Origin of the sequence: Streptomyces sp. WAC06614 (assembly GCF_003949795.1) — a bacterium.
Lineage (GTDB): Bacteria > Actinomycetota > Actinomycetes > Streptomycetales > Streptomycetaceae > Streptomyces.
Map to the genome: position 1 here is coordinate 1 of NZ_RPRY01000111.1, position 21,342 is coordinate 21,342.

Genomic DNA, 21,342 nt, shown 5'->3' on the forward strand with positions numbered 1-21,342 from the left:
GCCTGCCTCCCCGCAACACCCCCGCAAGGAGCCGACCATGACGTCCACGGTGCCCACCACCGCCGTCCCGCACAGCGACGGCCAGCCGCCGATCACCATGTTCGGCCCGGACTTCCCGTACGCCTACGACGACTTCCTCGCGCACCCCGCGGGCCTGGGCCAGATACCCGCGACCGAGCACGGCACCGAGGTCGCCGTCATCGGTGGTGGCCTGTCCGGCATCATCTCCGCGTACGAGCTGATGAAGATGGGCCTCAAGCCCGTCGTCTACGAGGCGGACCAGATCGGCGGCCGGCTGCGCACCGTCGGCTTCGAGGGCCAGGGCACCGAGGGTCTGACCGCCGAGATGGGCGCGATGCGCTTCCCGCCCTCCTCCACGGCCCTGCAGCACTACATCGACCTGGTCGGCCTGACCACCGAGCCGTTCCCGAACCCGCTCGCCGAGGCCACCCCCTCCACCGTGGTCGACCTCAAGGGCGAGACGCACTACGCGGAGACCATCGACGACCTGCCGCAGATCTACCGCGACGTCGCCGCCGCCTGGAACGCCTGCCTCGAAGAGGGCGCCGACTTCTCCGACATGAACCAGGCCATGCGCGAGCGCGACGTCCCGCGCATCCGCGAGATCTGGGCCAAGCTCGTCGAGAAGCTCGACAACCAGACCTTCTACGGCTTCCTCTGCGAGTCGGAGGCCTTCAAGTCCTTCCGCAAGCGCGAGATCTTCGGCCAGGTCGGCTTCGGCACCGGCGGCTGGGACACCGACTTCCCGAACTCCATCCTGGAGATCCTCCGCGTCGTCTACACCGAGGCGGACGACCACCACCGCGGCATCGTCGGCGGCTCCCAGCAGCTGCCGCTGCGCCTGTGGGAGCGCGAGCCCGAGAAGATCCTGCACTGGGCGCAGGGCACGTCCCTGTCCTCGCTGCACGACGGCACCCCGCGCCCGGCCGTGACCCGCCTGCACCGCACCGCCGGCAACCGCATCACGGTCACCGACGCCTCCGGCGACATCCGCACCTACCGCGCCGCGATCTTCACCGCCCAGTCCTGGATGCTGCTGTCCAAGATCGAGTGCGACGACACGCTCTTCCCGATCGACCACTGGACGGCGATGGAGCGGACCCACTACATGGAGTCCTCCAAGCTCTTCGTCCCGGTCGACCGCCCGTTCTGGCTGGACAAGGACGAGGAGACCGGCCGTGACGTCATGTCGATGACGCTGACCGACCGGATGACCCGCGGCACCTACCTGCTGGACAACGGCCCGGACCAGCCGGCCGTCATCTGCCTGTCGTACACCTGGTGCGACGACAGCCTGAAGTGGCTGCCGCTGTCCGCGAACGAGCGGATGGAGGTCATGCTGAAGTCGCTCGGCGAGATCTACCCCAAGGTCGACATCCGCCGGCACATCATCGGCAACCCGGTCACCGTCTCCTGGGAGAACGAGCCCTACTTCATGGGCGCGTTCAAGGCCAACCTGCCGGGCCACTACCGCTACCAGCGCCGTCTGTACACCCACTTCATGCAGGACCGCCTGCCCGAGGACAAGCGGGGCATCTTCCTCGCGGGTGACGACATCTCCTGGACCGCCGGCTGGGCCGAGGGCGCCGTGCAGACCGCGCTGAACGCGGTCTGGGGCGTGATGCACCACCTCGGCGGCGCCACCGACCCGACCAACCCGGGTCCGGGCGACGTCTTCGACGAGATCGCCCCGGTCGAGCTGCCGGAGGACTGACCCCGGCGCCGGAGGACTGACCCCGGCGCCGGAGGACCGCGCCGGAGCACCGACCTCCGCCGCTCCTCCCTCAGGCCACGGGCCGCCCCGCGCAACTCCCCCGAGCGCGGCGGCGGCCCGTTTCCATGCCACGGGCCGTACGCCACCGGCCGTACGCGGCTCACGCCGCCCGCACCAGCCCCGTCGGGGTCAGCAGGCAGCGGCTGATCAGGCCGACGCCCGCGTCCAGGGACTCGGTGAATTCCTGCGCGAGCTCGGGAAGTTCGCGCAGCGTCCACAGCATGCGGGCCCCGGCCCAGGCGCCGTCGCGGGCCCGTTCCAGGCTCCAGGAGCCCACCAGGTGGGTCAGCGGGTCGGCGATCTGGAGCAGGTCCGGGCCCGGCATCAGGTCCTCGCGGATGTGCTCCTCCAGGGCGACCAGGGTCTCGCCGACCCGGTCGAAGTCGCCCTCCAGGGCGCCGGGCGCACAGTCCAGGGAGCGGCAGGCCGCCACCACCGCCAGCGCCAGGTCGTGCCCGATGTGCGCGTTGATCCCGGCCAGGGCGTGCTGGAGCGGGTGCACCCCGGGATGCCGGCGGTACTGGAACAACGGACGCCAGCAGGCCGGCGGCCGATGCCCCTCGGCCGCCGCGTCCACGGCGTCCAGATAGCGTTCGGCGAACCGTACGCCCAGCACCGCCGCCCGGTGCGGAACGGGGAACTCCCCGCGCCCGATGCTGCGGTGCAGCGCCTCGGTCACCGTCAGGTAGACCCGGTTGAAGACCGCCACTCCGTCGTGCGCGGGCAGCCGCTCGTCCAGGTCGCGCATCCGCGCGAGCACCGCTTCCATGACAGGCAGGTTCTCAAGGACCGGCGCCGCGCGGCGGAACTTGGCCGTGCGCTTCCCCGGTTCGGGCGAAACCCGCTCAGGAACGCGTGTCCCGCCCGGCCTGCGGCGGCGCCTGCGGCCCGGCCTCGTCGTCGTAGGAGGAGGTGCCCGCGTCCAGCAGCGGTTCCTGCTGCTTGAGGTGGGCGGGGGCGAAGAAGCGCAGGGCGTGGTAGCCGGTGATCACCACGATGGTGCCCAGGGCGATGCCGCCGAGCTGGAAGTTGTCGGTGATCTTCAGACTGACGCCGCCCACGCCGATGATGATGCCCGCCGCGGCCGGCACCAGGTTGAGCGGATTGCGCAGGTCCACCCGGGCGTTGAGCCAGATCTGGGCGCCGAGCAGGCCGATCATGCCGTAGAGGATGACGGTGATCCCGCCGAGCACCCCGCCGGGGATCGCGGCGACCACGGCGCCGAACTTCGGGCACAGGCCGAACAGCAGCGCGAAGCAGGCCGCCGCCCAGTACGCGGCGGTCGAGTAGACCCGGGTGGCCGCCATCACGCCGATGTTCTCGGAGTAGGTGGTGTTCGGCGGGCCGCCGACGGCCGTGGAGAGCATGGAGGCCGCGCCGTCCGCCGCGATCGCCGTGCCGAGCTTGTCGTCGAGCGGGTCACCGGTCATCTCGCCGACGGCCTTGACGTGGCCGGCGTTCTCCGCGATCAGCGCGATCACCACCGGCAGGGCCAGCAGGATCGCCGACCACTCGAACGACGGCGCGTGGAAGGAGGGCAGGCCGATCCAGTCCGCCTTCGCGACCCCGGACAGGTCCAGCCGCCAGTGGTCGACGGCCTCGGCGCCGCCCGCGGGGGAGTGGATCTGCCCGAAGACCCGGTCCAGGACCCAGGAGAGCGCGTAGCCGAAGAGCAGGCCGAGGAAGATCGCGATCCGGGACCAGAAGCCGCGCAGGCACACCACGGCGAAGCCGGTGAACAGCATCACCAGCAGGGCCGTCCACTGGTCCTGGGGCCAGTACGTCGCGGCGGTGACCGGGGCCAGGTTGAAGCCGATCAGCATGACCACCGCGCCGGTGACCACCGGGGGCATCGCCGCGTGGATGATCCGGGCGCCGAAGCGCTGCACGGCCAGGCCCGCGAGGAACAGGGCCGCGCCGACGACGAAGACGGCTCCGGTGACGGTGGCGCTGTCGCCGCCACCGGCCCGGATCGCGGCCGCCACACCGACGAAGGAGAGGGAGCAGCCGAGGTAGGAGGGAATCCGGCCGCGGGTGGCGAGCAGGAAGATCATGGTCGCGATGCCGGACATCATGATGGCCAGGTTCGGGTCCAGCCCCATGAGCACCGGGGCCACGAAACTGGCGCCGAACATGGCGACCACGTGCTGGGCGCCGAGCCCGGCGGTGCGCGGCCAGCTCAGCCGCTCGTCCGGCCGGACCACCGCGCCGGGGGCGGGGGTCCGCCCGTCTGCGTGCAGGGTCCAGCGCACGCCGAGGTCCAGGCCCATGTTCTCCTCCGTTGTGCCGGCCGGGTGGGGGGAGGAACGTTCCGGCCGTGCAGCACGGCGAACGGTCCCTGGACGGCACCCCTTCCAGGACGCACGGCCAGCGTCATATTACGGCCGGACAGCTGCCGTTTCGTCCCGGTCGGCGGCCGTGGCCGCGGCTCCGGCGCGCCGCGGGCCCAGCACCGAGGCCCCGACGATCAGGGTGGCCGCCAGCAGGGTGACCAGCCCGAACGAGACCACCAACGAGGTCGCGTCGGCCACCGCCCCGATCGCGGAGGGGGCGATCAGCCCCGAGGTGTACGTGATCGTCGCGACGCCGGCGATGGCCTGGGCGGGCGCGGGTCCGCTGCGGCCCGCCGCGGCGAAGGCCAGCGGCACCACGACCGCCACACCGAGCCCGATCAGGCCGAAACCGACCAGCGCGGCCACCGGCTGCTGCCACAGCACCACCAGCAGCCCGCCGGCCGTGGCCAGCACCCCGCCCGCCCGGACCGTGCGCACGGCCCCGAACCGGTCCACCACCCGGTCGCCCACCAGCCGCGCCGCGGCCATGGTCAGCGCGAAGGCGGTGGTGGAGGCGGCGGCCGCGCCGGCCCCGGTGCCCAGGACGTCGCGCAGGTAGACCCCGGACCAGTCCAGGCTGGCGCCCTCGGCGAAGACGGCGGCGAAACCCACCAGCCCGATCAGCAGCGCGGCCCGCGGCGGCCGGGCGAAGTGCGGCGGCGCCGGGGCGTCGTCGGCGCTGCGCAGGTCCAGCACCCCGCCCACGGCGACCAGCCCGACGGCGGTCAGCGCGAGCGCGGCCAGCAGGTGGTGCAGCCGGGCGTCGGCCCCGGCCTGCGCGGCGAGGGTGCCGGCGGCCGAGCCGACCAGGGCGCCCACGCTCCACATGCCGTGCAGCGAGGACATGATCGAGCGGCCCATCCGGTTCTCGGTCTCCACGCCGAGGGCGTTCATCGCGACGTCGGACATGCCGGCGGTCGCGCCGTAGACGAAGAGCGCGGCGCAGAGCGCGACCAGGTTCGGGGCGAGGCTCGGCAGGACCAGCGACAGCGTCCACAGCGCCAGCAGGCCGCGCAGCGCGGTGCGCGCGCCGAACCGGTGGTTGATCCGCCCGGCCAGCGGCATCGTCAGGGCGGCGCCGACGGCGGGGCAGGCGAGAGCCAGGCCGAGGGAGCCCGCGTCCAGCCCGGCGTGCTCCTGGATCCACGGGATCCGGGTGGCGAAGCTGCCGGTCACGGCGCCGTGCGTGCAGAAGACGGCGGCGATCGCGAAGCGGGCGCGGCGCAGCCGCCGCGGGGTGAGGGCGGGTTCCGCGGTCATGGCCCGTAAACTATCAGGGACCCTGCCTGACAGATAGCGGTCGCACGAGCGGACTGCCTAGGATGACCCCGTGATCCCCAGCTCCCGGACGACCCCCGCGCCCCCGGCCTCGCCGAGCACCGCCCGGGCGATGAACGACCGGCTGGCCCTCACCTTCCTGCAGGACGAGGGCCCCCTGACGGCCGCCCAGCTCAAGGCGCTGACCGGCCTGTCCCGGCCGACCGTCGCGGACCTCGTCGAGCGGCTCGCCCGGGCGGGGATGATCGAGGTGGTGGGCGAGTCGGGCGCACAGCGGCGCGGCCCCAACGCCCGGCTCTACGGGATCGTCGCCCGCCGCGCCTTCCTGGCGGCGCTCGACGTACGCACCGACAGCGCGACCGCGGTGGTCACCGACCTGCTCGGCAACGCCCTGTGCCGTACCCCGCTCCCGGTGGACGCGCCCGCGGCGGCCGTCGCCGAACTGCGGCGGGCGGCCCGTGCGGTGGGCGCCGAGGACCTGCACACCGTCGCGGTCGGCGCGCCCGGGCTGGTCTCCCCGGGGAGCGGAGAACTGCGCGACACCACCGGCCTGCCCGCCTGGCACCGGGACCTGGTCGCGGAGCTCCAGCGGGAGCTGCCCGCCCGGGTCCTGGTCGAGAACGAGACCAATCTCGCGGCCGTCGCCGAGCAGCGCCTGGGGGCGGCCCGGGACCTGGACTCGTTCGTCCTGCTCTGGCTCGGCGCCGGGGTGGGTGCGGCGGTGGTCCTGGACGGCCGGCTGCGTCGCGGCGCCTCGGGCGGCGCCGGAGAGATCGGCTTCCTGCCGGTCCCCGGCACCGTGGGCCTGCCCTCGGCCACCGACTGCGGCGGCGGCTTCCACTCCCTGGTCGGCCGGGACGCGGTCGGCGCCCTCGCGGCGGCGCACGGGTTCACCGGCCCGGTGGAGGAGGCGGTGGCCGGCGCCGCCGGCGAACCGTTCCTGGACGCCCTCGCCGGACGCCTCGCCCTGGGCGCGGCGGCCGTCGCGGCGGTCCTCGACCCCGGCTGCGTGGTCCTGGCCGGTGCTCTCGGCCTGGCCGGCGGCCCGGCCCTGGCCCCCCGGGTGGCCGCCCGCCTGGCCGGCCTCACCCCGGTCCCGACGGAGGTCCGCGCGACCGCCCTGGGCGACGACGCCGTCCTGGAGGGCGCCCGCCTGGCCGCCCGGGACGCGGCCCAGGACGCGCTGTTCGCCACGGGGTGACCGGGGCCCGGTGGCGGGGTGCCACCGGGCCCGTCCGGCCGTGCCGGTCGGTGCGCGCTGCCGGGGGAGGTCAGCAGGCGCCCTGGTCCTTCCAGACGCCCCACTCGCCGGTGGTGCCGGGCTCCTCGTTCTGGGTCCACCACTGCGCCTTCCAGGTGTGGCCCTTGTGGGAGACCAGCGAGCCGCCGGTGTACACCTGGCCGGCCACGTAGGCCGGGCTGGTGCAGGTGCCGCCCGGAGGAGTGGTCGGCGGGGTGGTCGGGGGCGTGGTCGGCGGCGTGGTCGGCGGGGTCGTGGGCGGCGTCGTGCCGCCCGGCTCGCCGACCGTGGTGCCGCGCGACAGGTCCCCGGCGAGGGCGTACGTCGTACCGGAGAGGTTCACCGTCCAGTTGGAGAAGGTGGACACCGGCAGGTAGTAGTTGAACGCCAGGTCGACCGAGGCGCCCGGGGCCAGCGACTGCCAGGCCGGCAGCTTCAGCGACACCCGCTGGAAGTCGCCCTTCAGCCCGCCGACGTTGTTCCCCGTGTGACCGCTGCTGATCACCTTGGCGCCGAAGCCCGACTGGTCGGAGGCGTTGGCCGGGGCCGAGGTGCCGTAGTCGAACTGGAACTCCGTGCCGCCCGGCAGGGTCGCCTTGGTGCGGTTGGTGATCCTGATCTTCGGGGTGAGCGGGTAGTTCGAGTCGCCCAGCTTGAAGTCGGTGACCTGCACGTCGATGTCCAGGGCCTGCGACGGCAGCGCCGCGCCCGCCTTCTTCGCCCCGTACGGGGCGGCCGACTTGAACTTCTCGTACATGGTGGTGGTCAGGGTCGAGCCGGGCTCGTACTGCCCCTTGGCCGCGTTGAAGGCGTAGTCGCCCGCCAGCTCCCAGACCATCGTGCCGCCGATGCCCTTGCCGACCACGTAGTCCGCCTTGGCGGCCACCGACTGCTCGTCCTCGGTGGACAGGAAGACCTTCTTCTGGGCGTTCCACAGCCACGGCGCGACCAGCGTGGCGTCGTACTTGCGGACGTAGGTGCCGGTCAGCGTGGTGTTCGCGGGGAAGCCGTACTTCGTGACGTAGTCGCCGACGACGCCCTTCTCCAGGTTCTTCGCGTGCCACATCGGGTTGGAGCCGGCCGGGGACTCGACGCCGTTGGTGTCCTTGTCGTGCCACAGGTTGTCGATGCCGACCGCGCCGTCACCGCACTTGGTCAGCCCCGAACCGGCCGGGCAACTGGTGGCCGCGGCCTTGCCCCACAGGCCGTCGGTACCGCCCTGCACGTTCTTGAACCCGCGGGTGTAGTACGGCAGGCCGATGTTGATCCGGCCCGCCGGCATGGAGCCGCGGAAGTAGTGGTACGCCCAGTCGGTGTTGAGGTAGCCGATGCCGCCGTACTGGGAGGTGGAGTAGACGCCGGCGGCGGCCAGTTCGCCGTCCTTGCCGTCGTCGAAGAGGGAGGCGTTGGGCCCGACGAACTCGTTCCAGGCGCCGTGCAGGTCGTAGGACATGATGTTGACGTAGTCCAGGTACTTCTGGACCTGGAACGTCTCCATGCCGCGCAGCAGGTAGCCGGAGGAGGGGGCGGCGACGGACAGCAGGTAGTGCTTGCCGTCGGTGGCGCCCGCCCGGTCGAGCTTCTCGCGCAGGGTCTTCATCAGGGCGGCGTAGCCCTGGACCAGGCCGGCCCGGCGGCCGTTGGCGAGCTGCCAGTCCAACGGGTTGCCGGCGTCCTTCATGGTCGTCGGGTACTCGTAGTCGATGTCGACGCCGTTGAAGCCGTACTGGCGGACGAAGGCGACCGCGGAGTCGGCGAAGGTGTCGATGCCGGCCTGGTTGACCGAGCCGTCGGCGTGGGTGGCCATCGAGTAGAAGCCGCCGGAGGCGACCCGGTTGCCGTCGTCGCCGAAGTAGCCGCCGGTCTCGGCCCAGCCGCCCACGGAGACCAGGGTCTTGACGTTCGGGTACTGCTTCTTGAACTTCGTCAGCAGGTTGAAGTGCCCCTTGTAGGGGAGGGCCGGGTCCATCTCGGCGCCGGCGACGCCCGGCCAGGTCATCCCGGTGGCGGCGTTGCCGGGGCCGTCGGCGCCCACGGAGATCTTGTTGTCGCTGCCGACGTGCGCGAAGGCGTAGTTCAGATGGGTGACCTTGGACCAGGGGATGTCACTGGCGAGGTAGGCGGGGGTGCCGTCCTTGCCGGTGCGCCAGCCGGTGAAGTAGCCGATGACGCGGCGCTGGTGGTCGGCGCCCATCTTCTCGCGGCCCTCGGAGTCGTAGACCGAGCAGTACGGGACGTCGACACCGGGGGTGCGGTAGAGGCCGTCGGGACGACAGCTCTCGTGGTCGGCGGCATGCGAGACGCCGCTGGAGAGCCCGCCCAGCAGCAGGCCCGCAATGGCGGCGCCGGATGCCAGGAGCATCGCTCTCGTACGGGTGGGGGACAGCATCGTGCCTCCTGGGGAGGGGAGGATGGCGGACACAACGTGCGGAAAAATGGCGCTCATTGGCCCGTGACGTGCGCACATCTGGCGGGCTGTCTCCCGGGGAGGATGAAGAAGAAGTTAAGAGGACTAGACCAACCCGTCAATAGGTCTGGACCAAAGTCGGGACGCGTCTCGCATCCGGCTCGACTTCTGACGTATGTGACTCAGGTCACATACGTCACTCGCTTGGGTGTACATCGGCCGTGGCACACTGGACGGTGAGTACCAGTAGCAGCGCACTCCGGGGTCGGTGCAATTCCGAACCGGCGGTTACAGTCCGCGACCCGACCGCAGCCAGCGGCCGGTTGACCAGGTGAAATTCCTGGACCGACGGTTAAAGTCCGGATGGGAGGCAGTGCGCGGCGGGCAGTGACCGGTACGCCGCCGCCGGCGGTTCGTCGTCCGTGCACCACGCACACCGACGGATCCGCTCCATCGGCCTCGGCGTTCCCGTATCCGCTGTCCGCTCTCTCTGTCGTATCCCGACAGGCCCCGGAGTCCGTGCCCGAAGAGGCAGGAGGACCCGGTGGCGACATCCGCCCACGCGAACGCCGCGACGCACGACGAGCATGCCGTGCGCGCCATGCGCCGTGCCGTCGCGCTCGCGGCCCGCGGACTCGGCTCCACCAGCCCCAACCCCGTCGTCGGCTGCGTCCTCACCGACGCCGCCGGCACCGTGGTCGGCGAGGGCTGGCACCAGCGCGCCGGCGGCCCGCACGCCGAGGTCCACGCCCTGCGCGCGGCCGGCGAGGCCGCCCGCGGCGCCACCGCGTACGTCACCCTGGAGCCCTGCAACCACACCGGACGCACCGGCCCCTGCGCCCAGGCCCTGATCGTGGCCGGCGTCGCCCGGGTCGTCTACGCCGTCGCCGACCCGAACCCGCAGGCCACCGGCGGTGCCGCCACCCTGCGCGCGGCCGGCGTCGAGGTCACCGGCGGGCTGCTGGAGGCCGAGGCGGAGGCCGGCAACATCGCCTGGCTGACCTCCGTACGCCGCGGCCGCCCGCACGTGACCTGGAAGTACGCCGCCACCCTCGACGGCCGCAGCGCCGCCGCCGACGGCTCCAGCCGCTGGATCACCTCCGCCGAGTCCCGCGCCGACGTCCACCGGCTGCGCGCCGAGTCCGACGCCGTCCTCGTCGGAGCCGGCACCCTGCGCACCGACGACCCGCACCTCGCCGTACGCGGCCACGACGACGTCACCCAGCCGCTGCGGGTCGCCCTCGACCCCCGCGCCACCGTCCTGCCGACCGCCCGGATCCTCGACGACGCCGCGCCCACCCTGATCGTGGTCGCCGAGGACGCCGACACCCGGCACCTGCCGGCCGGTGCCGACCTGCTCCGGCTGCCCCTGCACGACGGCCGGATCGGCGTCCACGACCTGCTCACCCGGCTGTACGCGCGCGGCGTGCGCTCCGTGCTCCTGGAAGGCGGCCCCACCCTGGCCGGTGCCTTCTTCGAGGCCGGCGCCGTCGACCGCGTCGTCGGCTACCTCGCCCCGGCCGTCCTCGGCGCCGGCCCCGCCGCCCTCGCCGACGCGGGCGTCACGAACATCTCCCAGGCCGTGCGCCTGGACCTCACGGAGGCCACCCGACTGGGCCCCGACCTCCGGATCACCGCCGTCCCCACCACCGTCCCCAAGGAGCACTGACGTGTTCACCGGAATCGTCGAAGAACTGGGCGAGGTCACCGCCGTCGAGCAGCTGCCCGAGGCCTCCCGCTTCCGCCTGCGCGGCCCGCTCGTCACCGAGGGCGCCAAGCACGGCGACTCCATCGCCGTCAACGGCGTCTGCCTGACGGTCGTGGAGACCGCGGACGGCGAGTTCACCGCCGACGTGATGCAGGAGACCCTCAAGCGCTCCAGCCTCGGCGCCCTCGACAAGGGCGCCCGGGTCAACCTGGAGCGCCCGATGGCCCTCGGCGGCCGGCTCGGCGGCCACCTGGTGCAGGGACACGTGGACGGCACCGGCGAGATCCTCTCCCGCACCCCCTCCGAGCACTGGGAGATCGTCAAGGTCTCGCTGCCGGCGGCGCTCTCCCGCTACGTGGTCGAGAAGGGCTCCATCACGGTCGACGGCGTCAGCCTCACCGTGGTCGAGGCCGCCGCCGACCACTTCACCATCAGCCTCATCCCCACCACCCTCGCCCTGACCACGCTCGGCATCAAGCAGCCCGGCGACCCGGTCAACCTGGAGGTGGACGTCCTCGCCAAGTACGTCGAGCGGCTGCTGGCCGCGGGCGTCGACCCGCTCCAGCCGAAGGAGAACCACCGGTGAGCGCCCTGACCTGGCTGAACGCCGAAGCCTTCGCCGTCTTCGACCAGAAGGTCATCTGGTCCGACATGATCGGCAACACTCTGGGCCTGGCCGCCCTCGCCCTCGGCTGGCGCCGCTCGCTGTGGACCTGGCCCGCCCAGCTGCTGTCCGGCCTGATCCTGGTCGCCGCGTACGCCTCCGCCCACCTCGCCGGCGGTGTCGGCAAGCAGCTCCTGGTCATCGGCGTCGCCGCCTGGGGCTGGACGCAGTGGCGGCGCGGCCGGCAGCAGGCGCAGGACGGCTCCATCGCCGTGCGCACCGCGAGCTGGAAGGAGCGCGGGCTGCTGCTGGGCGGCGCGGCCCTGGGCACCCTCGCCGTCGGCGTGCTGTTCTCCGCCTTCCCGAACCTGTCCTGGAGCCCCTGGGCCGACGCCTACATCTTCGTCGGCACCCTCGTCGCGATGGTCGCCCAGGCCCGCGGCCTGGTGGAGTTCTGGTTCGCCTGGCTCCTGGTCGACCTGGTCGGCGTCCCCCTCGCCTTCACCAGCGGCCTGGCCTTCTCCGGCCTCGTCTACGTCGTCTACTTCGCCCTCGTCCTGTGGGGCGCCTACGACTGGTACCAGCGCTCGCGCACCCCCGCCACCCCCTCGGCCCTCGAAGGAGCAACGGCATGACCACCGACGAGTTCTTCGCGCTCGACCCCGTCGAGCAGGCCATCCGGGACATCGCCGCCGGCCGGCCCGTCGTGGTCGTCGACGACGAGGACCGGGAGAACGAGGGTGACCTCGTCATCGCGGCCGAGATGGCCACCCCCGAGATCATCGCGTTCATGATGAGCGAGTGCCGCGGCCTGATCTGCGCCCCCATGGAGGGCGAGGAGCTCGACCGTCTGGAGCTCCCGCAGATGGTCGACCACAACACCGAGTCGATGAAGACCGCCTTCACCGTCTCCGTCGACGCGAGCGCCGCCCACGGCGTGACCACCGGCATCTCCGCCGCCGACCGCGCCACCACCCTGCGGCTGCTCGCCGACGGGGTCAGCGGCCCCGGCGACTTCGTCCGCCCCGGCCACGTCTTCCCGCTGCGCGCCAAGCCCGGCGGTGTGCTGGTCCGCAACGGCCACACCGAGGCCGCCGTCGACCTCGCCCGCCTCGCGGGCCTGCGCCCGGCCGGCGCCATCGTGGAGATCGCCGGCGAGGACGGCGTCATGCTGCGCCTGCCGGAGCTGATCCCGTTCGCCCGCAAGCACGGCCTGACGATCATCTCCATCGAGGACCTGATCGCCTACCGCCGCTCCGCCGAGCCCACCGTCCGCCGCGAGGCCGAGGTCAGCCTGCCGACCGCGTTCGGCGAGTTCACCGCGTACGGCTACCGCTCCACCGCGGACGGCGTCGAGCACGTGGCCCTGGTCCACGGCGAGATCGGCGACGGCCAGGAGGTGCTCGTCCGGATGCACTCCGAGTGCCTGACCGGCGACATCTTCCACTCCCTGCGCTGCGACTGCGGCCCACAGCTGCACGCGTCCATGGAGCGGATCAAGGAGGCCGGCCGGGGCGTCGTCGTCTACCTGCGCGGTCACGAGGGACGCGGCATCGGCCTGCTGTCCAAGCTGCGCGCCTACGAGCTCCAGGAGCGCGGCCGCGACACCCTCGACGCGAACCTGGAACTCGGCCTGCCCGCCGACGCCCGCGACTACGGGGCCGGTGCCCAGATGCTCGCCGACCTCGGCGTCCGCAGCGTCCGGCTGCTGACCAACAACCCGGACAAGGCCGCCGCCCTGATCCGGCACGGCATCGTGGTCGCCGAGCGCGAGCCGATGCCCGTCGAGGCGGGCGAGCACAACCTGCACTACCTGCGCACCAAGCGCGACCGCATGGGGCACGACCTGCCCTGGCTGGACGCCACCGCCGTCGCGGCGTGCGGCAACCAGTAGCACCAGCACACCGGCATCACCTGCACCACACCGACACCACGAACGAGCAAACGCAAGAGCACGAGGAGAGCTGTGAGCGGCAAGGGCGCACCCGAACTGAGCGTGAAGAACTGCGGCGACCTCCGGGTCGCGGTCGTCGCCGCGCAGTGGCACGAGAAGGTCATGGACGGACTCGTCGACGGCGCCCTGCGCGCCCTGCACGAGCTGGGCATCGACGAGCCCACCCTGCTGCGCGTCCCCGGGAGCTTCGAACTCCCGGTGGTCGCGAAGGTGCTCGCCGGCCGCGGCTACGACGCCGTCGTCGCCCTCGGCGTCGTCATCCGCGGTGGCACCCCCCACTTCGACTACGTGTGCCAGGGCGTCACCCAGGGCCTGGTACAGGTGTCCGTCGAGACCGGCGTCCCCGTCGGCTTCGGCGTGCTGACCTGCGACAACGACGAGCAGGCGCTGGACCGGGCCGGGCTCGAGGGTTCGCGCGAGGACAAGGGCCACGAGGCGGTCACCGCCGCCGTCGCCACCGCCATGACCCTGCGGACGGTCAGCGAGCCCTGGCGGTAGTCCACGGAGTGAACCCTGGCGACGGGGTGGCCGGGCGAACCCGTACCCTAAGGGCATCATGGCGAACAAAACCTTCGAAGAGCTCTTCACCGAGCTCCAGCACAAGGCCGCCACCGGCGACCCCAGCACCTCCCGCACCGCCGAGCTGGTGGGCAAGGGCGTCCATGCCATCGGCAAGAAGGTCGTCGAGGAGGCCGCCGAGGTCTGGATGGCCGCCGAGTACGAGGGCAAGGAAGCCGCCGCCGAGGAGATCTCGCAGCTGCTGTACCACGTCCAGGTGATGATGGTCGCGCGCGGGATCTCGCTCGACGAGGTCTACAAGCACCTCTGACCGGCGCCCGCCCGGGCCCCCGGCACCGACGCCGGCCCGCCCGCCCCACTCCCAGCCCGCTCCGCACAGCGCACCACCCCTATCGCGAACAAAGGAACCGACCTCATGCTGCGCATCGCCGTCCCCAACAAGGGTTCACTCTCCGGACCTGCGGCGGAGATGCTCCATGAGGCCGGCTACCGCCAGCGCAAGGAGTCCAAGGAACTCGTCACCGTCGACGTCGAGAACGACGTGGAGTTCTTCTACCTGCGCCCCAAGGACATCGCGATCTACGTCGCCTCCGGCAAGCTCGACATCGGCATCACCGGCCGTGACCTGCTGCTGGACTCCGGCGCCAACGCCGAGGAGATCCTCGCGCTGAACTTCGGGCGCTCCACCTTCCGCTACGCCACCCGGCCCGGCACCGCGAAGGGCCCCGAGGACTTCCACGGCATGACGATCGCCACCTCCTACGAGGGCATCGTCGCCAAGCACCTCGCCGAGCAGGGCATCGACGCCTCCGTCGTGCACCTCGACGGCGCGGTCGAGACCGCCATCCAGCTCGGCGTCGCCCAGGTGATCGCCGACGTGGTGGAGACCGGCACCAGCCTGCGCAACGCCGGCCTGGAGATCATCGGCGAGCCCATCCTGAAGTCCGAGGCCGTGGTGATCCGCCGGCACGGCGCCGGCACCCCGGACGCCCGCGCCCAGCAGTTCCTGCGCCGCCTCCAGGGCGTCCTGGTCGCCCGCAGCTACGTGATGATGGACTACGACATCCGGGTCGAGCAGCTGGAGAACGCCGTGGCGCTCACCCCCGGCCTGGAGTCCCCGACCGTCTCCCCGCTGCACCACGAGGGCTGGGTCGCGGTCCGTGCCATGGTCCCCGCCAAGGAGGCCCAGCGGATCATGGACGACCTGTACGACATCGGCGCCCGGGCCATCCTGACCACCTCGATCCACGCCTGCCGCCTGTGATGGCCGCCGACTCCCCGGCCCGGCCGGCCCTGCCGGTCACCTTCCGGCCGACCCGCACCCGCGTCGTCCTGCTCGGCGTCGGCGCCGTCATGTTCGCCACCATCACCGCCATCGGGCTGGTGCTGGACCGGCTCGGTCCCGGCGAGCGGATCAGCTTCGTCTTCACGGCCGTCCTGATGTCCTCCGTCCTGGTGCTGCTCAGCCGGCCCAAGGTGGTGGCCGACGAGGACGGCGTCACCGTGGTGAACCTCACCACCAAGCGCCGTCTGGCCTGGGCGGAGATCCTGCGCGTCAACCTCCGCCCGGGCGACCCCTGGGTCTTCCTCGACCTCAGCGACGGCACCAGCCTGCCGGCCCTGGGCATCCAGCCCGGCATCGCCAAGGCGCAGGCCGTCAGCGACGCCCGTGCCCTGCGCGCCCTCGCCGAGGAACGCGGCTCCGGCGCGCACGACAACTGAAGCGTGCCATTGCGGCGACGATCTCAGTGACTACCCTGGTGGCGGGGCGCACCCGTGCGCCCCGCCGTGAGCCCCGTGACCGCGGGGCCGTCAGGGCACCTTCGACCAGAGGAGTGACTCCCTCCAGCAATGGACGGACCGTCCGGTAGTACCCGCGCCGCCCTCGTCCCCGAGGCGGCGGCATGACCATCCCGCTACTCCTGCTCGCAGCGGCCTTCGCGCTCATCCTGGCCAACGGTTTCTTCGTGGCGGCCGAGTTCGGCCTCGTCACCGTCGAGAAGCCCGACGCCGAACGGGCCGCCGCCGAGGGCGACCGCCGTGCCCGCACGGTCGTCAAGGCCCTGCGCGAGCTGTCGTTCCAGCTCTCGGGCACCCAGCTCGGCATCACCCTCACCTCGCTCGTGGTCGGCATGCTCGCCGAACCCGCCCTCGCCGGGCTGCTCTCCGCGCCGCTGCGCGCCACCGGGCTGCCGGCCGGCGTGGTCTCCGGCATAGCCGTGGCCGTGGGCATGCTGCTCGCCTCCGCCGTCCAGATGGTCGTCGGCGAACTGGTCCCGAAGAACTGGGCGGTCTCCCGGCCGCTCCAGGTGGCCCGGTTCGTGGCCGGCCCGCAGGACCTGTTCTCCCGCGCCTTCCGGCCGGTCATCGCAGGCCTCAACGCCGTCGCCAACCGCCTGGTCCGGGCGCTGGGCGTGGAGCCCACCGACGAGCTGGCCTCCGCCCGCACCCCCGGCGAACTGGTCTCCCTGGTCCGCCATTCGGCCCAGGCCGGCGCCCTGGAGCAGGACACCGCCGACCTGTTCGTCCGGACCCTGTCGCTGGGCGAACTCACCGCCCAGCACGTGATGACCCCGCGGGTGAAGGTCAGCGCCCTGCAGTCCACCGCCACCGCGGCGGACGTGCTGAACCTGACCCGGGCCACGGGCCTGTCCCGGTTCCCGGTGTACCGCGAACGCATCGACGAGATCACCGGGGTCGTCCACCTCAAGGACGCCCTCGCCGTGCCCGAGCACGAGCGGGCCCGCACCACCGTCGGCGCGATCTGCGACGCCCCGCTGCTGGTGCCCGGCACCCTCCCGGTCCAGCCCCTGCTGGAACGGTTGCGCAGCGAGCAGCCCATGGCCGTGGTCGTCGACGAGTACGGCGGCACGGCCGGCGTGGTGACCCTGGAGGACATCGTCGAGGAACTCGTCGGCGAGGTCCGCGACGAGCACGACCTCGCCGAGGACGCCCGCCCCGAGCTGGCCCCCGTACCCGCCGAGGACGGCCGGCCGTCCTGGGAGGCCGACGGGAGTTGCCGGGTGCAGACCCTGCGCCGGATAGGCCTGGAGGTCCCCGAAGGCCCGTACGAGACCGTCGCCGGCCTCGTCGCGGACCTGCTGGGCCGGATCCCCTCGCCCGGGGACCGGGCCGAGCTGCCCGGCTGGAAGCTCTCCGTCCGCCAGGTCGGCCGCAACCGCGCGGAGCGCGTGCGGCTGGTCCGCACGGTGCCCGCACCGGCCCTCGGCGGGATCGGGCAGCCCACCCGCGGCCCGCAGGACCGGGCCGCCGCGCCCGCCCGCCCCGGTGGTCCGGTCGTCGCCGTGCCCGCCGCCGTACGCGGGGCCGGGCAGCAGCCCGAGCGACCCGCCCAGCTGGAAGGGGCCGGCCGGTGAACGCCCTGCAGCTGCTCTTCGCGCTCGTCCTGGTGCTGGCCAACGGCTTCTTCGTGGCCGCCGAGTTCGCCCTCGTCTCGGTGCGGCGCAGCCAGATCGAGCCCCTCGCGGCCGGCTCCAAGCGGGCCCGCCAGGTGCTCCACGGGCTGGAGAACCTGCCGCGGATGATGGCCGCCGCCCAGTTCGGCATCACCGTCTGCTCGCTCACCCTCGGCGCGGTCGCCGAGCCGACCGTGGCCCGGCTGCTGGAACCCGTCTTCCACGCCGTCCACGTCCCGCAGGGCCTGATCCACCCGCTCGGCTACGCCATCGCGCTCGCCGCCGTGGTCTTCCTGCACCTGGTGATCGGCGAGATGGTGCCGAAGAACCTGGCGATGTCCGACCCGGAGCGCGCCGCGCTGTGGTTCAGCCCGGGCCTGGTCGCCTTCGCCCGGCTCTGCGGCCCGGTCACCACCGCGCTCGGCGCCTGCGCGCACTTCGTGCTCCGGCTGTTCAAGGTCGAGCCGAAGGACGAGGTGGAGGCCGTCTACACCAGCGCCCAGCTCGGCCGTCTGGTGGAGGACTCCCGGCAGGCGGGCCTGCTGGAGCCGGGCGAGCAGGAGCGCCTGGAGGACGCGCTGGAGCTGGGCAGCCGCCCGGTCACCGACGTGCTCCTGGCCCGGGACCGGCTGGTCACGGTCGCCCCGACGGTCACCCCGCGCCAGATCGAGCAGTTCACGGTGCGCACCGGCTACTCCCGCTTCCCGGTCCGGGCCGAGGGCGGGGCCTTCATGGGCTACGTCCACGTCAAGGACGTCCTGGACCTGGAGGAGCGGGAGCGGGCCGTGCCGCAGCGGGTCTGGCGCCGGATGCCGACCCTGTGCTCCACCCTCCCGCTGGACGACGCGCTCAGCGTGATGCGCCGGGACGCCACCCACCTGGCCCAGGTCGCCGACCCGGCCGGGCGGGTGCTCGGCCTGGTCGCCCTGGAGGACGTCCTGGAGATGCTGGTGGGCGAGGTCCGCGACCCCGCCCACCGGACCGCCGCACCGGCGACCCGGGCAGCCCTGGCCCGCTGATCCCCGGCCCGGACCGGTTGCCCCGGCCCGCTGAGCCCCGGCCGCCCCCGCATCACATCGGGGGCGGCTCCGGCCGCCCCCGGTCCTGCGGGCCCCGGCCCGACAGCACCTCGCCGTAGGCCTGCATCAGGTCCGGCAGCCGCAGCGTCGCCAGGTCCTCCCGGGACGGGGTGGCCGGGTACCCGGCCAGCCGCAGGTCCCGGTAGGCGCAGCTCTTCTCGTACAGCGTCCGCAGGAACCGGCCGTTGCCCAGCTCGTCGATCCAGCCCTGCTCCACCACGTGCCCGCTGATGCTGCGCAGCTCCTCCAGCGCCTCCTCGTCCCACCGGTCCCCGTTGGCCTCGGCCAGCACCCCGCCGATCGACGTCAGCTCCGCCGGCCGGTAGCTGGGGAAGTCCACCCGGGTGGTGAACCGGGAGGACAGGCCCGGGTTCGCGGCCAGCAGCCGGTCCATCCCGGCCGGATAGCCCGCCAGGATCACCACCAGGTGGTCCCGGTTGTCCTCGGCCCGCTTCAGCAGCACCTGGAGCGCCTCGTCGCCGTACGCATCACCCTTGCTGTAGCCGGAGTTGGACAGGCTGTAGGCCTCGTCCACGAACAGCACCCCGCCGATCGCCGAGTCGATCAGCTCGTTGGCCTTCACGGCGGTCTGCCCGAGGAACTCGCCCACCAGGTCGGCCCGCTGGGCCTCCACCAGATGGTCCCCGCCGAGCAGCCCGAGCGCGTAGAAGACCCGGCCCAGGATCCGGGCCACGGTGGTCTTCCCGGTGCCGGAAGGGCCCGAGAAGACGAAGTGGCGTTTCGGCGGCTGCACCGGCAGCCCCTGCCCGGCCCGCAGCCGGGCCATGTGCAGCTGCGCCGACAGGGCCTTGACCTGCCGTTTGACCGGCTCCAGCCCGACCATCCGCTCCAGCTCCGCCAGCGCCTGCGCCAGCAGCGCCGGGTCCGAGGGGCCGGCGGGCAGCCCGGTCGGTGCCCCCGGCGGCGGCACCACGGCCCGCCGGCGCGTCCCCTCGGGCCGCCCCGCACCCGGCGGCGGCCCCTGCGGCGGCACCCCGAGCACCCCGCCGCCGAGCAGCCCGCCCCCGGGCCCTGCGCCACCGGGTCCGGGCCCGCCGAGCCGCGGTTCCCCCGGCGGTTCGGGCGCGAGCACCGGGTCCGGGTCGCCCAGGGCCACGGCCGCGAAGTCCCCGCCGACGGGGGAGAGGTCGTAGCCGTCGAGCCCGTCGGCCTCGGCGATGGCCGTCAGCCGGGCGGCGGTGTCCATGAACGCCGGGTCCACCCGGTGCACCGCCCGGTACAGCGGCAGGGCGGCGGCGCTGCGCCCGGTGCCCTCGTGCGCCCGGGCCAGCCAGTAGCGCAGCTCCTTGCGCTGCGGCTGCTCGCTGCGGCAGCGCATCAGCGCGGTCGCCAGCAGCGGTTCGGCCTGCCCGTACATCTCCAGCCGCACCCGGGCCATGCCGCCGAACAGCCCCGCCTCGATGCCCAGCAGCGGATCGTCGACCAACGGCTCGGTGTGCCGGACCAGTTGCTCCCAGTCCTTGACCAGATAGGCCCGGCAGGCGTGCAGGAAGCGGACCTGCGGATCGGTGTCCACCGGCGGCAGCCCGGCCAACGCCTGGTCCAGCTCGGGCACGTGCCGGCCGTCCAGCCAGTGCGAGGCGTGGGCCAGCAGCAGGTCGCGGCGGGTCTCCAGCACCGGCTGCACCCACCAGCCCAGCCAGTACCAGGAGTTCAGGGTGCGCCGGTGCCGGGTGCGCTGCTCGCCGAACCGGTCCCGGTGCGCGTACATGCGCAGCAGGGCGTTGGTGGTGTCCACCCGTAACGCGTGCAGGCCCAGCCAGGCGTCGGCCATCGCGGGATCGAGTCGTACGGCCGCCCGGAACTCCTCCTCGGCCTGCGGATAGGCGCCCATCGTGCAGGCGTCCACTCCGCGCAGCCAGGCGAGTTCGGCCGGGGCGTGCGGGCTGCCCTGCGTGCCGAAATCCATCACGTCCCCCACAAGCCTGCCCCCGTGGTGCGCTGCAACCCCTGCCCCAGGGGCAAGAGTTGTTGCATGCGCCGATGAAATCTGGGTGGCATCGTACCTGCGGTACGCGGCGCTACGTAGGGTGCGACGGGCACCTGCCGGGGCGGGTCCCGGACCCCGGGGGTGACGCAGGGTGATCACCGAGGGGGTTCCGCGGGTGGCCCGGGGCGGTCCGGGGGCCGGTTCCGGGCAGAACGAAGCCCCCGATCACGGGGGAACAATCGGGGGCTTCGTGTCCGCCGCGGCCATGAAAGACCGCGCATTGAGAACGTAAGGCCGGTGCGGGTACCAGGTCAAGCGCCCCCGGGGGGCCGTCCGCACGCCGAGGTCCGGGGCGGCTCAGGCCCGGGGCAGCCCCTCACGGTGCGTGACGGAAGCGGGCGTTCCTGCGGGCGCAGGACTCCCGGAAGTCCACTCGTATCCCGTACAGCTCTGCCGTACCAGGGTGTCGGCGTAGGGGCGCGAAGGGTCGTCCGCGAAGTGCGCGCGCTCGGCGCGCTCCCATCCGTCCCAGAAGGCGGCAAGTTCGCTCCCGTCCCGCCGCCGGCCCCGGCTCCACGCCAGTGCGCGCGGCGTCTCCATCCACAGCAGGTGCGCCAGGTGCGGGCGCAGCTCCCGGCGGCCCGCGCCGACGCCCTCCACCAGCAGCACCGCGGCCGGCTCCAGCACCCGCTCGGGCCCGAACCGGCGCGCGGCCCAGTCGTACGGCGCCCAGTGCGCGGCCCGGCCCGCGGCCAGCGGCTCCAGCACCTGCCGGCGCAGCCGCCCGGTCCAGTCGAACAGTTCCGTGTGCGTGGCGATGTCGTCCAGGTGCAGCACCGGGGCCCCGCCCAGCGCCCCGGCCAGCCGCTCCGCGAAGGTGCTCTTGCCCGAGCCGGCGTGCCCGTCGATCCCGATCAGCCGCACCGGGCCCAGCGAGGGCGCCAGCGCGGTCAGGCGTGCGGCGAGGCCACCCAGGTCGGCCGCACCGCCGGGCGCATCGCCGGGGCCTGCGGGGCCGGCGGGGGCACCGAGGCCGGCGGCCCCGCAGGCCCCGGCGA

18 protein-coding genes and 1 riboswitch are annotated in these 21,342 nt (G+C 73.2%); of the genes, 12 read left to right on the forward strand and 6 right to left on the reverse strand.

Annotated elements, in window-relative coordinates:
• The first annotated feature begins 37 nt into the window (after window positions 1-37).
• Entirely contained in the window at window positions 38-1,735 is a 1,698-nt protein-coding gene (locus EF918_RS17015; protein WP_125646518.1) for an NAD(P)/FAD-dependent oxidoreductase, read from the forward strand.
• Between the two features lie 160 nt (window positions 1,736-1,895).
• Here EF918_RS17015 and EF918_RS17020 read toward each other — a convergent pair whose 3' ends face one another.
• The 3 genes from EF918_RS17020 to EF918_RS17030 all read right to left on the reverse strand — a co-directional run bounded on the left by EF918_RS17020 (window position 1,896) and on the right by EF918_RS17030 (window position 5,388).
• Window positions 1,896-2,564, reverse strand: coding sequence for a DUF5995 family protein (locus tag EF918_RS17020; RefSeq protein ID WP_125646520.1), 669 nt, complete (start codon window positions 2,562-2,564; stop codon window positions 1,896-1,898).
• Window positions 2,565-2,640: 76 nt separating this feature from the next.
• Entirely contained in the window at window positions 2,641-4,059 is a 1,419-nt protein-coding gene (locus tag EF918_RS17025; protein WP_125646545.1) for a uracil-xanthine permease family protein, read from the reverse strand.
• Window positions 4,060-4,173: 114 nt separating this feature from the next.
• Window positions 4,174-5,388, reverse strand: a complete 1,215-nt coding sequence (locus EF918_RS17030) for an MFS transporter (protein WP_125646523.1) — start codon at window positions 5,386-5,388, stop codon at window positions 4,174-4,176.
• Window positions 5,389-5,518: 130 nt separating this feature from the next.
• Between EF918_RS17030 and EF918_RS17035 the strand changes: the two genes are divergently transcribed.
• Window positions 5,519-6,607 carry an ROK family transcriptional regulator gene (locus EF918_RS17035; protein WP_125646548.1) on the forward strand — a complete coding sequence of 363 codons (1,089 nt, stop codon included), beginning with the start codon at window positions 5,519-5,521 and terminating at the stop codon, window positions 6,605-6,607.
• 70 nt (window positions 6,608-6,677) lie between these two features.
• On the opposite strand, the gene EF918_RS17040 is transcribed toward EF918_RS17035, so the two are convergent.
• Window positions 6,678-9,035, reverse strand: coding sequence for a chitinase C-terminal domain-containing protein (locus EF918_RS17040; RefSeq protein WP_125646525.1), 2,358 nt, complete (start codon window positions 9,033-9,035; stop codon window positions 6,678-6,680).
• Window positions 9,036-9,303: 268 nt separating this feature from the next.
• Window positions 9,304-9,434, forward strand: a riboswitch (FMN riboswitch).
• A 220-nt stretch (window positions 9,435-9,654) separates the two neighbouring features.
• Between EF918_RS17040 and ribD the strand changes: the two genes are divergently transcribed.
• The 10 genes from ribD (at window position 9,655) to EF918_RS17090 (ending at window position 18,273) form a co-directional block, all read left to right on the forward strand.
• The gene (gene ribD, locus EF918_RS17045) at window positions 9,655-10,722 is read left to right on the forward strand and encodes a bifunctional diaminohydroxyphosphoribosylaminopyrimidine deaminase/5-amino-6-(5-phosphoribosylamino)uracil reductase RibD (RefSeq protein ID WP_125646551.1); all 1,068 of its coding nucleotides are present in this window, start codon (window positions 9,655-9,657) and stop codon (window positions 10,720-10,722) included.
• Window position 10,723: 1 nt separating this feature from the next.
• A complete protein-coding gene (locus EF918_RS17050) occupies window positions 10,724-11,347 on the forward strand; it encodes a riboflavin synthase (RefSeq protein WP_125646527.1) in 624 nt (207 codons plus the stop codon).
• The gene (locus EF918_RS17055; protein WP_125646529.1) at window positions 11,344-12,000 is read left to right on the forward strand and encodes a nicotinamide mononucleotide transporter family protein; all 657 of its coding nucleotides are present in this window, start codon (window positions 11,344-11,346) and stop codon (window positions 11,998-12,000) included. Before EF918_RS17050 ends, EF918_RS17055 begins: the two co-directional genes overlap by 4 nt.
• The gene (locus EF918_RS17060; RefSeq protein ID WP_125646531.1) at window positions 11,997-13,259 is read left to right on the forward strand and encodes a bifunctional 3,4-dihydroxy-2-butanone-4-phosphate synthase/GTP cyclohydrolase II; all 1,263 of its coding nucleotides are present in this window, start codon (window positions 11,997-11,999) and stop codon (window positions 13,257-13,259) included. Before EF918_RS17055 ends, EF918_RS17060 begins: the two co-directional genes overlap by 4 nt.
• A 72-nt stretch (window positions 13,260-13,331) precedes the next feature.
• Window positions 13,332-13,817 (forward strand): 6,7-dimethyl-8-ribityllumazine synthase, encoded by a 486-nt coding sequence (gene ribH / locus EF918_RS17065; protein WP_125646533.1) that lies wholly within the window; start codon window positions 13,332-13,334, stop codon window positions 13,815-13,817.
• Window positions 13,818-13,875: 58 nt separating this feature from the next.
• On the forward strand, window positions 13,876-14,148 hold the full coding sequence (locus EF918_RS17070) for a phosphoribosyl-ATP diphosphatase (RefSeq protein ID WP_125646535.1): 273 nt from the start codon (window positions 13,876-13,878) through the stop codon (window positions 14,146-14,148).
• 105 nt (window positions 14,149-14,253) lie between these two features.
• Window positions 14,254-15,102: an ATP phosphoribosyltransferase gene (gene hisG, locus EF918_RS17075; RefSeq protein ID WP_125646537.1), complete on the forward strand. Its 849-nt coding sequence runs from the start codon at window positions 14,254-14,256 to the stop codon at window positions 15,100-15,102.
• Complete coding sequence (locus tag EF918_RS17080) at window positions 15,102-15,560, forward strand: PH domain-containing protein (RefSeq protein WP_125646539.1); 459 nt, start codon at window positions 15,102-15,104, stop codon at window positions 15,558-15,560. The genes hisG and EF918_RS17080 overlap by 1 nt, the downstream gene beginning before the upstream one ends.
• A gap of 182 nt (window positions 15,561-15,742) precedes the next feature.
• Window positions 15,743-17,215: a hemolysin family protein gene (locus EF918_RS17085; RefSeq protein ID WP_260610284.1), complete on the forward strand. Its 1,473-nt coding sequence runs from the start codon at window positions 15,743-15,745 to the stop codon at window positions 17,213-17,215.
• Window positions 17,212-18,273: a hemolysin family protein gene (locus EF918_RS17090; RefSeq protein ID WP_125646541.1), complete on the forward strand. Its 1,062-nt coding sequence runs from the start codon at window positions 17,212-17,214 to the stop codon at window positions 18,271-18,273. Before EF918_RS17085 ends, EF918_RS17090 begins: the two co-directional genes overlap by 4 nt.
• A 52-nt stretch (window positions 18,274-18,325) precedes the next feature.
• On the opposite strand, the gene EF918_RS17095 is transcribed toward EF918_RS17090, so the two are convergent.
• Window positions 18,326-20,263 (reverse strand): AAA family ATPase, encoded by a 1,938-nt coding sequence (locus tag EF918_RS17095; protein WP_185921780.1) that lies wholly within the window; start codon window positions 20,261-20,263, stop codon window positions 18,326-18,328.
• A 378-nt stretch (window positions 20,264-20,641) separates the two neighbouring features.
• Entirely contained in the window at window positions 20,642-21,259 is a 618-nt protein-coding gene (locus tag EF918_RS17100) for a uridine kinase (protein WP_125646553.1), read from the reverse strand.
• Window positions 21,260-21,342: the final 83 nt, after the last annotated feature.